At 71.8% G+C, this 12,282-nt stretch carries 14 protein-coding genes; 10 read left to right on the forward strand and 4 right to left on the reverse strand.

The features are described from left to right. The first annotated feature begins 14 nt into the window (after nucleotides 1-14). The 6 genes from ispG to map all read left to right on the forward strand — a co-directional run bounded on the left by ispG (nucleotide 15) and on the right by map (nucleotide 4,846). Nucleotides 15-1,166: a flavodoxin-dependent (E)-4-hydroxy-3-methylbut-2-enyl-diphosphate synthase gene (ispG, locus tag L1857_RS10915; RefSeq protein WP_094007886.1), complete on the forward strand. Its 1,152-nt coding sequence runs from the start codon at nucleotides 15-17 to the stop codon at nucleotides 1,164-1,166. Nucleotides 1,167-1,248: 82 nt separating this feature from the next. Further along, nucleotides 1,249-1,815 (forward strand): Uma2 family endonuclease, encoded by a 567-nt coding sequence (locus L1857_RS10920; RefSeq protein WP_116111274.1) that lies wholly within the window; start codon nucleotides 1,249-1,251, stop codon nucleotides 1,813-1,815. Between the two features lie 4 nt (nucleotides 1,816-1,819). After that, a complete protein-coding gene (locus tag L1857_RS10925; RefSeq protein ID WP_249464950.1) occupies nucleotides 1,820-2,647 on the forward strand; it encodes a helix-turn-helix domain-containing protein in 828 nt (275 codons plus the stop codon). Continuing rightward, nucleotides 2,644-3,039 carry a VOC family protein gene (locus L1857_RS10930; protein ID WP_116111276.1) on the forward strand — a complete coding sequence of 132 codons (396 nt, stop codon included), beginning with the start codon at nucleotides 2,644-2,646 and terminating at the stop codon, nucleotides 3,037-3,039. Before L1857_RS10925 ends, L1857_RS10930 begins: the two co-directional genes overlap by 4 nt. A 48-nt stretch (nucleotides 3,040-3,087) precedes the next feature. Next, complete coding sequence (locus L1857_RS10935; RefSeq protein WP_116111305.1) at nucleotides 3,088-3,942, forward strand: GNAT family N-acetyltransferase; 855 nt, start codon at nucleotides 3,088-3,090, stop codon at nucleotides 3,940-3,942. Nucleotides 3,943-3,988: 46 nt separating this feature from the next. Then, nucleotides 3,989-4,846, forward strand: a complete 858-nt coding sequence (map, locus tag L1857_RS10940; RefSeq protein ID WP_094007890.1) for a type I methionyl aminopeptidase — start codon at nucleotides 3,989-3,991, stop codon at nucleotides 4,844-4,846. 117 nt (nucleotides 4,847-4,963) lie between these two features. Here the strand turns inward: map and L1857_RS10945 are convergent, their stop codons facing one another. Then, nucleotides 4,964-5,632 (reverse strand): FadR/GntR family transcriptional regulator, encoded by a 669-nt coding sequence (locus L1857_RS10945; protein ID WP_249464952.1) that lies wholly within the window; start codon nucleotides 5,630-5,632, stop codon nucleotides 4,964-4,966. A 48-nt stretch (nucleotides 5,633-5,680) separates the two neighbouring features. Here L1857_RS10945 and L1857_RS10950 point away from each other — a divergent pair, with 48 nt between their 5' ends. Together L1857_RS10950 and L1857_RS10955 are read left to right on the forward strand one after the other, a co-directional pair. Then, nucleotides 5,681-6,895, forward strand: a complete 1,215-nt coding sequence (locus L1857_RS10950; protein WP_369806819.1) for a CynX/NimT family MFS transporter — start codon at nucleotides 5,681-5,683, stop codon at nucleotides 6,893-6,895. A gap of 43 nt (nucleotides 6,896-6,938) precedes the next feature. Beyond that, nucleotides 6,939-7,364, forward strand: coding sequence for a nuclear transport factor 2 family protein (locus L1857_RS10955; protein ID WP_240323248.1), 426 nt, complete (start codon nucleotides 6,939-6,941; stop codon nucleotides 7,362-7,364). 23 nt (nucleotides 7,365-7,387) lie between these two features. On the opposite strand, the gene L1857_RS10960 is transcribed toward L1857_RS10955, so the two are convergent. Together L1857_RS10960 and L1857_RS10965 are read right to left on the reverse strand one after the other, a co-directional pair. Beyond that, on the reverse strand, nucleotides 7,388-8,779 hold the full coding sequence (locus L1857_RS10960) for a mycothione reductase (protein WP_094007894.1): 1,392 nt from the start codon (nucleotides 8,777-8,779) through the stop codon (nucleotides 7,388-7,390). Nucleotides 8,780-8,845: 66 nt separating this feature from the next. Continuing rightward, nucleotides 8,846-9,682: a M15 family metallopeptidase gene (locus L1857_RS10965; protein WP_249467408.1), complete on the reverse strand. Its 837-nt coding sequence runs from the start codon at nucleotides 9,680-9,682 to the stop codon at nucleotides 8,846-8,848. A gap of 175 nt (nucleotides 9,683-9,857) precedes the next feature. Here L1857_RS10965 and L1857_RS10970 point away from each other — a divergent pair, with 175 nt between their 5' ends. Then, a complete protein-coding gene (locus L1857_RS10970) occupies nucleotides 9,858-10,667 on the forward strand; it encodes a S1 family peptidase (protein WP_116111281.1) in 810 nt (269 codons plus the stop codon). Between the two features lie 10 nt (nucleotides 10,668-10,677). Then, a complete protein-coding gene (locus L1857_RS10975; RefSeq protein ID WP_094007896.1) occupies nucleotides 10,678-11,124 on the forward strand; it encodes a GNAT family N-acetyltransferase in 447 nt (148 codons plus the stop codon). Here L1857_RS10975 and L1857_RS10980 read toward each other — a convergent pair. Beyond that, the gene (locus L1857_RS10980) at nucleotides 11,090-12,265 is read right to left on the reverse strand and encodes an 8-amino-7-oxononanoate synthase (protein WP_116111282.1); all 1,176 of its coding nucleotides are present in this window, start codon (nucleotides 12,263-12,265) and stop codon (nucleotides 11,090-11,092) included. The genes L1857_RS10975 and L1857_RS10980 overlap by 35 nt on opposite strands. Nucleotides 12,266-12,282 lie beyond the last annotated feature (17 nt).

The raw sequence follows: 12,282 nt of genomic DNA on the forward strand, positions 1-12,282 counted from the left end.
CCGTAGAGGATTCGATGAGCGTCGAGCTTGGTATGCCCGCCCTCCCCGCCCCCGTGCTGTCCGAGCGCCGCAAGACGCGCCAGCTCATGGTGGGCAACGTCGGTGTCGGCAGTGAACACCCGATCTCGGTGCAGTCCATGACGACCACCCTGACCGCGGACGTGAACGCGACGCTGCAGCAGATCGCGCAGCTCACCGCGGCCGGCTGCGACATCGTGCGCGTGGCCTGCCCGTCCGCGGACGACGCCGAGGCGTTGCCGGCGATCGCGAAGAAGTCGCAGATCCCGGTCATCGCGGACATCCACTTCCAGCCCAAGTACGTGTTCGCCGCGATCGAGGCCGGCTGCGCCGCGGTGCGGGTGAACCCGGGCAACATCAAGAAGTTCGACGACAAGGTCGCCGAGATCGCCCAGGCGGCGAAGGACCACGGCACGCCCATCCGGATCGGCGTCAACGCCGGTTCGCTGGACCCGCGGCTGCTGAAGAAGTACGGCAAGGCCACCCCGGAGGCGCTGGCCGAGTCGGCGCTGTGGGAGGCGTCGCTGTTCGCCGAGCACGACTTCCACGACATCAAGATCTCGGTCAAGCACAACGACCCGGTGGTCATGATCCGGGCGTACGAGATCCTGGCCGAGCAGTGCGACTACCCGCTCCACCTGGGCGTCACCGAGGCGGGCCCGGCGTTCCAGGGCACGATCAAGTCGGCCGTGGCGTTCGGCGCGCTGCTGCGGCAGGGCATCGGCGACACCATCCGCGTGTCGCTGTCCGCGCCGCCGGTCGAGGAGGTCAAGGTCGGCATCCAGATCCTGCAGTCGCTGAACCTGCGGCCGCGGAAGCTGGAGATCGTGTCGTGCCCGTCGTGCGGCCGGGCGCAGGTGGACGTCTACAAGCTGGCCGACGAGGTCACCGCGGGCCTGGAGGGCATGGAGATCCCGCTGCGCGTCGCGGTGATGGGCTGCGTGGTGAACGGCCCCGGTGAGGCGCGCGAGGCCGACCTCGGCGTGGCGAGCGGCAACGGCAAGGGCCAGATCTTCGTCAAGGGCGAGGTCATCAAGACCGTGCCGGAGCACCAGATCGTCGAAACGCTGATCGAAGAGGCGATGCGCATCGCCGAGGAGGCGGGGGACGCGGAAGGAAGCGGTTCTCCCGTCGTCACGGTGAGTTAGGCTCCCTCACCGAGGGCACATCCGGGCCCTCCGGCCGCTATCCTTCGGGACGGCGCGTGGACGGCAGGAACGGGGTGGGTCGATGAGCACCGCATTCGCGGGTTCGGCGATGACCTGGGAACGGCTGCTGGACACCTGGCGCGAACTCCAGGTGCCGGAGGGCTGGCGCCCGGAGCTCACCGCCGAGGGGATTCAGATCACGCCGCCGCCTGGGGGAAAGCACAACCTGATCGCAGATCTGGTGGACGATGCACTGCGCCGGGCACGCCCTGCGGGGTGCGGCATCGTCCAGACGCTGGGTGTCGGTATTCGCGCGATCGGGAGCATCTACGTGCCGGATCTCTGCGTGGTGCCGCGCGACGTTGTGCCGGAGAACTCCGATCCGGTCCCGGCCGAGCACGTGCTCCTGGCCGTGGAGATCACCTCGCCGAGCAACGGTGAGCACGACCGGAAGAAGAAGTGGGCGTACGCCCACGGCGGCATTCCGCAGTACCTGCTGATCGACGCCTACGACGAGGACGGCCCCGCGGTCTCGCTGTTCACCGAGCCGGTTCAGGGCGTCTACAGCCGGACCGTCCGGGTCCCGTTCGGGCAACCCGTCGAGATCGGCGAGCCGTTCGGGATCCGGTTGGAGACCACCGGGTTCTGAGCCCGTGACGGCCGAGTGGGTTGTTCGTGCGCCGCACCCGCAGTTGCGGCCCGCGATCACGCGGTACATCGGCTACACGCAGCACGGCGTGACCCTCGAAACCCACCGCGGGCTGCCCTCGCGGCACGTCACGCTCGTCATCAGCCTCGCCGAGCCGATCCGCTTCACCGGCCTGCCCCGCCCCGGCCAGTCGCCGGGCCGCTACACCGCCGCGCTCGGCGGGATGCACACCGCGCCCGCCCTGATCGCCCAGGACGCCTTCCAATCGGGCGTCCACGTCGAGATCGACCCGCTCGCCACGCCCGCCCTGTTCGGCGTCCCGGCCACCGAGCTGAGCAACCTCGTCGTCGACCTCGCCGAGCTGGGGCCGAAACACCTCGCCGAACGCCTCGCCGACGCCCCCACCTGGGCCCACCGCTTCGCCATCCTCGACGACGTCTTCCGCCGCGCCCGCGCCGACCGCGAACCGGCCCGGGAGGTCGCCTGGGCGTGGCGCCGCCTCACCGCGGCCGGTGGGCTGATCCGCGTCGAGGACCTCGCCGCCGAGGTCGGCTGGAGCCGCCGCCACTTCGCCGAACGCTTCCGCCGCGAGCTGGGCCTGCCGCCCAAGCAGGCCGCCCGCGTCCTCCGCTTCGAGCGCGCCATCGCCAGGCTCCGCCAGGCCCCCACCGACCTGGCCACGCTCGCCGCCGACTGCGGCTTCTACGACCAGGCCCACCTGTCCAACGAGTGGCGCGCCCTGGCCGGGTGCTCGCCGCGCACCTGGATCGCCGAGGAACTCCCATTCCTCCAAGACCAGGACGCCTCGGCGGGCCCAGACTCGGGGACATGACCGAGAACCCACCCACCGTCTGGCCCGCCTTCCGCTACGACGACGCGCACGCCGCGCGGAAGTTCCTCACCGAGGTGTTCGGCTTCCGCGAGACGCTCGTCGTGCCGGGCGAGGACGGGCAGATCGCCCACGCCGAGCTGCGCTGGCCCGAAGGCGGCGGCTTCATGTTCGGCAGCACCGGCCACACCACAGGCGTCCACGGCGAGACGAAGAACGCCGGCTCCGCGTACGTGGTCACCGACCACGTCGACGAGATCCACGAGCGGGTGCGCCAGGCCGGTGCGGAGATCGTCGAGCCCCTCCACGACACCGACTACGGCTCGCACACCTTCACCGCCCGCGATCCGGAGGGCAACCTGTGGACCTTCGGCACCTACCGCGGCGCCGCCTGATCCCCCACGATTTCCCGATCCACCACTCCATCTGGCAATCTGGTGGACGTGTTGCGGCTTGCCGGTGCACGGCTGCTCAGTGATCGGGACGATGCCGTGGTCCGTGCCGTGCTCGCGGCGGACCCGGTGGCCAGTTGCATGGTCAGCGCGCGCGTCGAGGTGGCCGGTCTGGACCCCTGGCGCCTCGGCGGGGAGCTGTGGGCCGCCGACTACCGGGGCGCCCGCGGCGGCCGCCTGCCCGGCCTGTGCTTCTCCGGCCCGAACCTGATCCCGTTGCGCGGCAACGCGGCGGCCCTGCGGTCGTTCGCGGACCGGGCCCTGCGCAAGCAACGCGTGTGCTCGTCGCTGGTCGGCCCGGCCGAGCAGGTCCTGGGGCTGTGGGACGAGCTGGCGGGGGAGTGGGGCCCGGCGCGCGAGGTGCGCGACGACCAGCCGCTGATGGCGATGGACGCCCAGCCCGCGGTGAAGCCGGACCCGCTGGTGCGCCCGGTGCGTCCGGACGAGCTGGAGCGGTACCTGCCGGCGGCGATCGCGATGTTCATCGAGGAGGTCGGCGTCGACCCGCGCGCCGGTGACGGTGGCGCGAGCTACCGCGCCCGCGTCGCGGAGCTGATCTCCAGCGGGCGCGCGTTCGCCCGGTTCGAGAACGGCGAGGTCGTGTTCAAGGCCGAGATCGGGGCGATGTCCCGCAGCGTGGGCCAGATCCAGGGCGTCTGGGTGCGGCCGGACCGGCGCGGGCACGGTCTGGGCGCCTCCGGCACGGCGGCGGTGGTGAGCCGGCTCGTCAACGGGCTCGGCCGCACGGCCAGCCTGTACGTGAACAGCTTCAACAGCCCCGCGCTGGCCGCCTACCGCCGCATCGGGTTCAGCCAGGTGGGCCGGTACGCGACCGTGCTGTTCTGACCGGGCTCACAGCCGCCGCGCCCGTCGGGGGTCGTAGGGTGGAGTCATGTCCCAGCGTGCTCCGTTGACCCCTGGCGTCCAGACGCCGCGCCGCCCCGTGCCCGCCAGCATTCCGCGCCCCGAATACGTGGACAGGCCGGCGCCGAAGCGGGACACCGGCAACGGCGTGCGCACGCCCGAGGTCATCGAGGCCATGCGCGTGGCGAGCAAGATCGCCGCGCAGGCGCTGGAGGAGGGCGGCAAGGCCGTCAAGCCGGGCAACACCACCGACGACGTCGACAAGGTGGTGCACGAGTTCCTGCTCGACCACAACGCCTACCCGTCGACGCTCGGTTACCGCGGCTTCCCGAAGTCCTGCTGCACCTCGCTGAACGAGGTCATCTGCCACGGCATCCCGGACTCGACGGTGATCCAGGACGGCGACATCTGCAACATCGACGTCACCGCCTACATCGGCGGCGTGCACGGCGACACGAACGCGACGTTCTGCGCCGGTGACGTGTCGGAGGAGGTGCGGCTGCTGGTCGAGCGCACCCACGAGGCGACGATGCGCGCGATCAAGGCCGTGCGGCCCGGCCGCCAGCTGAACGTGATCGGCCGCGTGATCGAGTCCTACGCGAAGCGGTTCGGCTACGGCGTGGTGCGGGACTTCACCGGCCACGGCGTCGGCCCGGCCTTCCACACCGCGCCGACCGTGCTGCACTACGAGGACCCGTCGGTGACCACGGTCATCGAGGAGGGCATGACGTTCACGATCGAGCCGATGATCACGCTCGGCTCGATCGACTACGACATCTGGGACGACGACTGGACGGTCACCACGAAGGACAAGAGCTGGACGGCCCAGTTCGAGCACACCCTGGTGGTGACCGCGGACGGCGCGGAGATCCTGACGCTGCCCTGACCACGGTCGGCCCGCGGAGCCGCGCGCCGGGGCGGGCCGCGCACCACGGTGGGTTCGTGCGGGGCTGTCGCGCAGCCCCTGGCGATCGCACCGTGACTACGCTCGCCCCGCCGCCGGTCAGGCGTCGGCGATCAGGTTGTCCAGGAAGCCGGCCGCCTCGGTCATCGCGCGCTCGGTGTCCCGCGCCGCGATGGCCTCCAGCAGGCCGCGGTGGCCGATCGCCTCGGTCTCGGGCAGGCGGGTGTCCGTCGTGGCCGCGACACTGGCCGTCACGGCCTCGAGAATCCCGCGGTACAGCTCGGTGAGCAGCGCGTTGTGGCTGGCCCGCACGACCGCGAGGTGGAACTCGGTGTCCGCCCGCACGTACGTTTCGATGTCCTCGCCCCGGTAGGCCTCGTCGCGCTGGTCGAGCAGCTCGGTGATCGTCGCCAGCTCCTCCTCGGTGCGGACGGTCGCGGCCAGCCGCGCGGCCTCCACCTCCAGCGCCCGCCGCACCCCCAGCACCTCGCGCAGCTCGGAGCCGCACAGCCGGCGGATCGCGCCGGAGACCTCACTCGTGGCGCGGACGTACGTGCCGTCGCCCTGCCGCACCTCCAGCAGCCCGCTGTGCGCGAGCGCGCGTACGGCCTCCCGGACCGTGTTGCGTCCCACCCCGAGGCTCTCGGCGAGTGCCGCCTCGGTGGGTATCCGCTGGCCGATGGCCCATTCGCCCTCCGCGATGGCGTCCCTGAGCTGCCCGATCACCTGGTCGACGAGACCGGTCCGGCGAGTAGTGGCGAGTGGCACGGGGATATCCCTTCACCCGATCATCCTATGTTTGTCATACTAGCCGCTGTGACCGTCAATGATGAAGCATCGGTGGAGGAGAAGACGCGCGTCCCCGCGCCTCGCGTGCTCATCGGCAGCGGGCTGCTCGCGGTGGCGGTCCTGCTGGCGGCGATGAACCTGCGCCCCGCGGTGACCAGCGTCGGCGCGGTGCTCGACGAGATGCAGGACACGCTGGGCGCGTCCGCCACCTGGGCGGGGGCGCTGACGACCATGCCCGGCCTGTGCTTCGCGCTCGCCGGCCTGACCGCGCCGGTGGTCGCCCGGCGCCTGGGCATCGCCACGGCCGTGTCGCTCGCGCTCGTGCTGCTGGCCGGTGGCCTGGTGCTGCGGGTGCTGGACGGGCCGCTGGTCGTGCTGGGCGGGACGTTGATCGGGACCGCGGGGATCGCGCTGGCGAACGTGCTGATCCCGGTCGTGGTCAAGGAGTCCTTCGCGACGCGGATCGGCCTGATGACCGGGCTCTACACCGGCGCGCTGCAGGCCGGTGGCGCCCTCGGCTCGGCGCTGACCCCGCCGCTGGACAGCGCGTTCGGCGGCTGGCGTCCCGGGCTCGCCAGCTGGGCGGCCCTGGCCGTCGCGGCGCTCGTGCTGTGGCTGGCGTCCGCGCGGACCCGTCCCGGCGGGGCCGCCTCGGGCGAGAACGCGACCGCCGCGCGGTCGCTGTTCCGCAGCCCGCTGGCCTGGATCGTGACGGTCTTCTTCGGGATGCAGGCCTGCCTGGCCTACATCGTGATGGGCTGGCTGCCGCAGGTGCTGATGGACGCGGGCGTGACCCGCGCCGACGCCGGCCTGATGATGGGCCTGGTGTCGCTCCTCGGCCTGCCGGTGAGCCTGATCGTGCCGCCGCTCGCCGCGAAGCAGGGCAGCCAGAGCGGGTGGATCCTGCTGCTGGGTGTGTTCGGCATCGCCGGCGTGACCGGCCTGATGGTCGCGCCGAGTGCGGCGCCGCTGCTGTGGTCGATCTTCATCGGCATCGGGATGGCGGTGTTCTCGCTGGCGCTGACGACGATCGCGCTGCGGGCGCGCACGGGCGCCGAAACGGCGAAGCTGTCGGCGATGGCGCAGGGGATCGGCTACCTGCTGGCCGCGGTGGGCCCGTTCCTGTTCGGCCTGCTGCACGACGTGACGCACGGGTGGACCGTGCCGTTCGCGATGCTGCTGGCCGTGGTGGCGGGGCAGATGGTGTTCGGCTTCTTCGCCGGCCGGCCACGCTACGTCTGATTCCCGCCAGCGCTCAGCCGCGCCGTGATCCACAGTAGCGATCATGGAAACCAGTGATCTGTCGGTGCTGCGCGGTATGTACGCGGCCGAGGCCGCGTACCTGGCCGCCGGTGGTCCCGGCCGCGCCTCGTTCGAACCGCTTGCCCCGTTCTTCGCCCCGGACGTGGTCCTCCACCAGGCGGAGGCGCTGCCCTATGGCGGGGTTTGGCGCGGGCACGAGGGACTGGAGCGGTTTTTCGCCGCGATGAGCGGTGCGTGGGAGACCTTCGAAATGGTGGCCCAGGAGTTCCTCCGCACCAGCAGTCCGCTCGTCGTGCTCACCCACGTCCACGCCCGGGCCCGGGCAACCGGGCGCGAGCTGCGGTTCCCGATCCTGCAGACCGTCGCGATCGTGGACCGGCGGATCGCCGAGGTGCACCCGTTCTACTGGGACACCTCGGCGATCGCCGGCGCCTGCTCGCCCCGCTGACCGGTCCCGCTACGGCTGACCGCTCACAGCGGCAGGTTCAGCAGCGCGTTCTCGATCAGCTCGGGCATCGCCGGGTGGATCCAGTACTGGCCGCGGGCCATGGACTTCGCGTCGAGGCCGAAGCTCATCGCCTGGATCAGCGGCTGGATCACCGTCGACGCCTGCGGGCCGATGATGTGCGCGCCGATCAGCTGCCCGGTCGACGGGTCGGCCAGCAGCTTCGCGAACCCGCTGGTGTCCTCCATCGCCCAGCCGTAGGCGATGCCGGCGTAGTCCTGTGTGGACGTCACGTACTCCACGCCCCGCGCCCGTGCCTCCTGCTCGGTCAGGCCGACCGAGGCGATCTGCGGCGAGGTGAACACCGCGTGCGGCACGAACCGGTGGTCGGCCGTCATCGGCGAGTCCGGGTTCAGCAGGTTGTGCTGCACGACCCGCGCCTCGTGGTTGGCGACGTGCTTCAGCTCGTACGGCGACGAGATGTCGCCCAGCGCGTAGATCCCCTCGACCACCGTTTCCTGGTGGTCGTCGACCACCACGTGCCCGCTCTCGGTCGTGGTCACGCCCGTCGCGGCCACGTCCAGCAGGTCGGTGTTCGGCCGGCGCCCGACCGCGATCAGCAGCTCGTCCGCCTCGACGGTCTCCGCGCCGCCGGGGCCCTCCAGCTCCAGCGCGACCCCCGTCCCGGACGGGCGCACCCGCACGGTCTTGCGGTTGAGCCGCACGTCGAACCGGCGCTCGGCCAGCTCCGTGAACCGCTTGCTGAGGTCGAAGTCCTCGCTGCGCAACAACGCGCCGGACCGGGCCACCATCGTGACCTCCACCCCGAACGAGCGGAACACGTGCGCGAACTCCGCCGCGATGAACCCGCTGCCGACGATGACCATCCGCGCGGGCAGCACGTCGAGCCGCATCACGGTGTCCGAGGTGTGGTAGCGCACGTCCTCCAGGCCCGGCAGGTCCGGCACCACCGGACGCCCGCCCGCGGCGAGCACGAACCGGTCCGCGGTGACGACCTCGTCCGGCCGCCCGTCCGCGAACGACACCGTCAGCTCCTTGTGCCCGGTGAACCGCCCCTGGCCCTCGTACACGGTGACGCCGGCGTTGTCCTCGTGGTTCTTCCGGTACTCGCGCCCGCCCTCGGCGATCGGGTCGATGCGGCCGAAGATCCGGTCGCGCACGTCGGTCCAGCGCACCTTGTCCAGCGTCTCGTCCACGCCGAACCGGCTGGACACCGACGGGGTCGCGGCCACGTCCGCGGCGTGCACGAACATCTTGGTCGGGATGCACCCGACGTTCAGGCACGTGCCGCCGAACACACCCTTCTCCACGATCGCCGTCTTCCAGCCCGCGAACCGGGGGTCGAGGATCGAGTTCCCCGAGCCGGTTCCGACGATCACCAGGTCGTAGTGGGGCACGTGCGGTTACCTCCCAAGTAGTCCGATCCGGTACAACCGGTCCGGACCCGAAATCTGTTCCCGTTACTACCCGCCGGTCGCGGTGAAATGCATCCGGTCCTTCGGCTCCCGCCAGGCCCCGCCCCAGCTCCAGCCGGCCGCGGCGAACGCCCGCACCGTCGCGTCACCGGCCTCCACCATGCCCGGCCGCACCCACGAGCGGTCCAGGTACGCCGAGGAGAGTTCCGGCAGCACCAGATCGTCCTTGGTGTAGGGGTTGCAGAACGGGTTCAGGTCGATCGCCAGGCCGTACGCGTGCGCCGACCAGTTCGTCTGGCCGCGCACCGGGCGGCAGACGAACGCGCTGGTGTTGTTGCCGTCCCCGGTCGGCGGAGCGTCGAGTTCGGCGGGCGAGGTGACCCGCATCTCCTCGATCGGGAACCGCGCGGCGAACAGCTGCCCGAACACGCGCGTGACCTCCCGCGCGACCGAGGCGCCGACGAGCATCTCACCGGTGTGCGGCTTCCCGTCGAAGCCCCAGAACGACATCGTCAGGTAGCGCAGCTCGGACGCGGCCACCGGACACGCGGGCCGCCAGGTGCTGCGCGTCAGCACGTCCGCCGGGACCGCGCTCACCGTCGAGGCGTAGCGGCCGTCCGCGGGCGGCGGCAGCAGGTCCGTCGTCGGGAGGCGGCGGTCGCGCAGCACGGCCGGGGTCGGCCGGATCTCGCCGAAGCCGTCCGGGCGGCGGGGCAGCGGGGTGGCGCCGACGGTCCAGGCCGGTGCCGTGGACGTGGTGGGCGGCGGTGCAGGGGGCGTGGTGGTTGTCGTGGTCGCCGGGACCGTGGGCGAGGGCACGGGTGCGGGTGGCGGCTCGGGTGGGGCGCCGCACGCCACGAGCCCGAGCGCCAGCAGGAGCGCCACGATTCCTCGCACGTCTCCAGCTTCGCAGAACCGGATACCACCCGATTCAGTGACACCGGTTCCGGGTCCTTGTCGATTACTGTATGTGCGGCAATCTCACGCCCCGAAGCCGGTTTTTCGACCATCGGGTGTGACACCGGGGGATTCATCGAGCTCTTCCGAAAGGAGCGCGCGCATGGCGAAGCACCGTCGACGCGACCGCAAGTTCCGCCTGGCGCTGACGGCGGTCATCGCCGCCGCCGCGTTCCTGCCGGTGGTGGCCGCGGCCGTGCCGAGCACCGGCGCCCGTCCGAACATCGTCGGCGGTACGGAGGCGTCCACCAGCAGCTACCCGTACGCGGTGTACCTGACCGACAAGAGCGGCAACCAGTTCTGCGGCGGGGTCATCGTCAGCTCGACCGCCGTGGCCACCGCGGCGCACTGCGCCGGCGCCGTGAAGCGGGCGGACCTGCGGGTCGTGGCGGGCCGCACGGACAAGCGCACCAACGAGGGCAAGACCGTGTCCGTGCGCGAGGTGTGGATGCCGGACTCGTTCTCCGACCCGGGCAAGGGGGACGACGTCGCGGTGCTCAAGTTGTCGCAGAGCCTGCCGTACCAGCCGGTGAACCTGCCCGGCGACGACTCGCTCTACGCCGAGGGCACCCGCGCGACGGTGCTGGGCTGGGGCCGCACCTCCGACGGCGGGGCGCGCTCGGACGTCCTGCGCAAGGCCGAGGTGCCGGTCATCAGCGACTCCGGCTGCCGGGCCAGCTACTCGAACTACGACTCCCGGTCGATGGTCTGCGCCGGTTACCCCGAGGGCAAGGTGGACGCCTGCCAGGGCGACTCGGGCGGGCCGCTGGTCGTGGGCAACACGCTCATCGGGCTGGTGTCGTGGGGCGACGGCTGCGCGCAACCGGGCAAACCGGGCGTCTACACCCGCGTGATCACCTACGTGAACGAGATTCGCAGCGAAGCCGAGTCGTCGCGGGTCGTGTTCTGGTAGTCAGGAGTCCGTGAACCCCGACAGAGGCGTCCGCGGACCGGACCTGACCACGCAGCAGCTGTACGACATCCTCCGGCTCCGGGTGGAGGTGTTCGTCGTGGAGCAGAACTGCCCGTACCCCGAGCTGGACGGGCGTGACCTGCACCCGACGACCCGCCACTTCTGGATCGACGGCCCCGATGGCATCGAGTCCTACCTCCGGGTCCTCGACGACGGGGACGGCGTCCAGCGCATCGGCCGCGTGGTCACCGCGAAGCACGCCCGCGGCAAGGGGCTCGCCGCCCGCCTGATGACCGCGGCGCTGATCTCGGTCGGCGACGCGGACAGCGTGCTCGACGCGCAGACCTACGCGCGCGGCTTCTACGAGAAGTTCGGCTACGTCGCCGAGGGCGACGAGTTCGACGAGGACGGCATCCCGCACATCACGATGCGACGCCGGCTGGCGCCGACTCGCTGATCACCTTCACCGCGGTGTCCACATCGGACTCCGTGAGGTCGGCCCTGGCGGTCAGGCGCAGCCGCGAGACGCCGTCCGGGACCGACGGCGGGCGGAAGCAGCCGACCCGCACCCCCTGCTCGGCGCAGCGGCCGGCCCATTCGGCGGCCGACTCGGGGGAGGGCGCCTGAACCGAGATCACGGCCGCCTCCGGGTTGCTCACCCGGAACCCGGCCGCGCGCAGTCGGCTCGACAGCGTCACCGCGTTGGTGAGGACCTTCTCCGGCAGGCCAGGCTCGGACTTGAGCACCCCGAGCGCGGCCAGTGCCGCGGCCGCGCTGGCCGGGGCGAGGCCGGTGTCGAAGATGAAGCTGCGCGCGGTCTCCACGAGGTGCCGGATCACCCGGCGCGGCCCGAGAACGGCGCCGCCCTGCGCGCCGAGCGCCGTGGACAGGGTGATCGTGGTGACCACGTCCGGCTCGCCCGCCAGCCCGGCCGCGTGCACCGCGCCGCGGCCGCCCTCGCCGAGCACGCCGAACCCATGCGCGTCGTCGACCAGCAGCGCCGCGCCGTGCTCGCGGCAGACCTGGGACAGCTCACGTAGCGGGGCGAGATCGCCGTCGACGGAGAACACCGAATCGGTGACTACCAGCGCCCGCGGTTTGCGGCGGGTCGCGAGCGCGTGCTTGATCGCCGCCGGATCGCAGTGGTTGATCGCCGCGACGTCGGTGCGGGACAGGCGGCAGCCCTCGATCAGCGACGTGTGCACGTACTTGTCGGTGACGATCGCGGATTCGGCCCCGGACAGGGCGGTGACGGCGCCGAGGTTGGCGGTGAAACCCGAGGAGAACACCAGCGCGGCCTGCGCGCCGCAGAAGCGGGCCAGCTCGTATTCGAGTTCGGTGTGCAGCTCGGTGGAGCCGGTGCCCAGGCGCGACCCGGTCGCGCCGGCGCCCCAGCGGAGCGCGGCCGCCGCGGCGGCCCCGGCGACGCGCTTGTCGCGGGCCAGGCCGAGGTAGTCGTTGCCGGCGAGGTCCAGCTCGGTCGAGGAGGCTCCCCGCGGCCGCAGCCGGCGGGTCAGCCCGGCCGCCGCGCGCTTCTCGGCCGCGGTGTCGAGCCAGTCGAAAACCTGCTCTGGAGAGGAGGAAGCCGGTAGGTTCACGTCACGCAGTGTCGCAC

The sequence above is a fragment of the Amycolatopsis thermalba genome (assembly GCF_023376025.1).
Lineage (GTDB): Bacteria > Actinomycetota > Actinomycetes > Mycobacteriales > Pseudonocardiaceae > Amycolatopsis_E > Amycolatopsis_E thermalba.

Bases quoted from the DNA above. Each gene is read 5' to 3' on its own strand.
- L1857_RS10920 (WP_116111274.1), top strand. From the start codon at position 1,249: ATGAGCACCGCATTCGCGGGTTCGGCGATGACCTGGGAACGGCTGCTG.
- L1857_RS10970 (WP_116111281.1), top strand. From the start codon at position 9,858: ATGGCGAAGCACCGTCGACGCGACCGCAAGTTCCGCCTGGCGCTGACG.
- map (WP_094007890.1), top strand. From the start codon at position 3,989: ATGTCCCAGCGTGCTCCGTTGACCCCTGGCGTCCAGACGCCGCGCCGC.
- L1857_RS10955 (WP_240323248.1), top strand. From the start codon at position 6,939: ATGGAAACCAGTGATCTGTCGGTGCTGCGCGGTATGTACGCGGCCGAG.
- ispG (WP_094007886.1), top strand. From the start codon at position 15: ATGAGCGTCGAGCTTGGTATGCCCGCCCTCCCCGCCCCCGTGCTGTCC.
- L1857_RS10930 (WP_116111276.1), top strand. From the start codon at position 2,644: ATGACCGAGAACCCACCCACCGTCTGGCCCGCCTTCCGCTACGACGAC.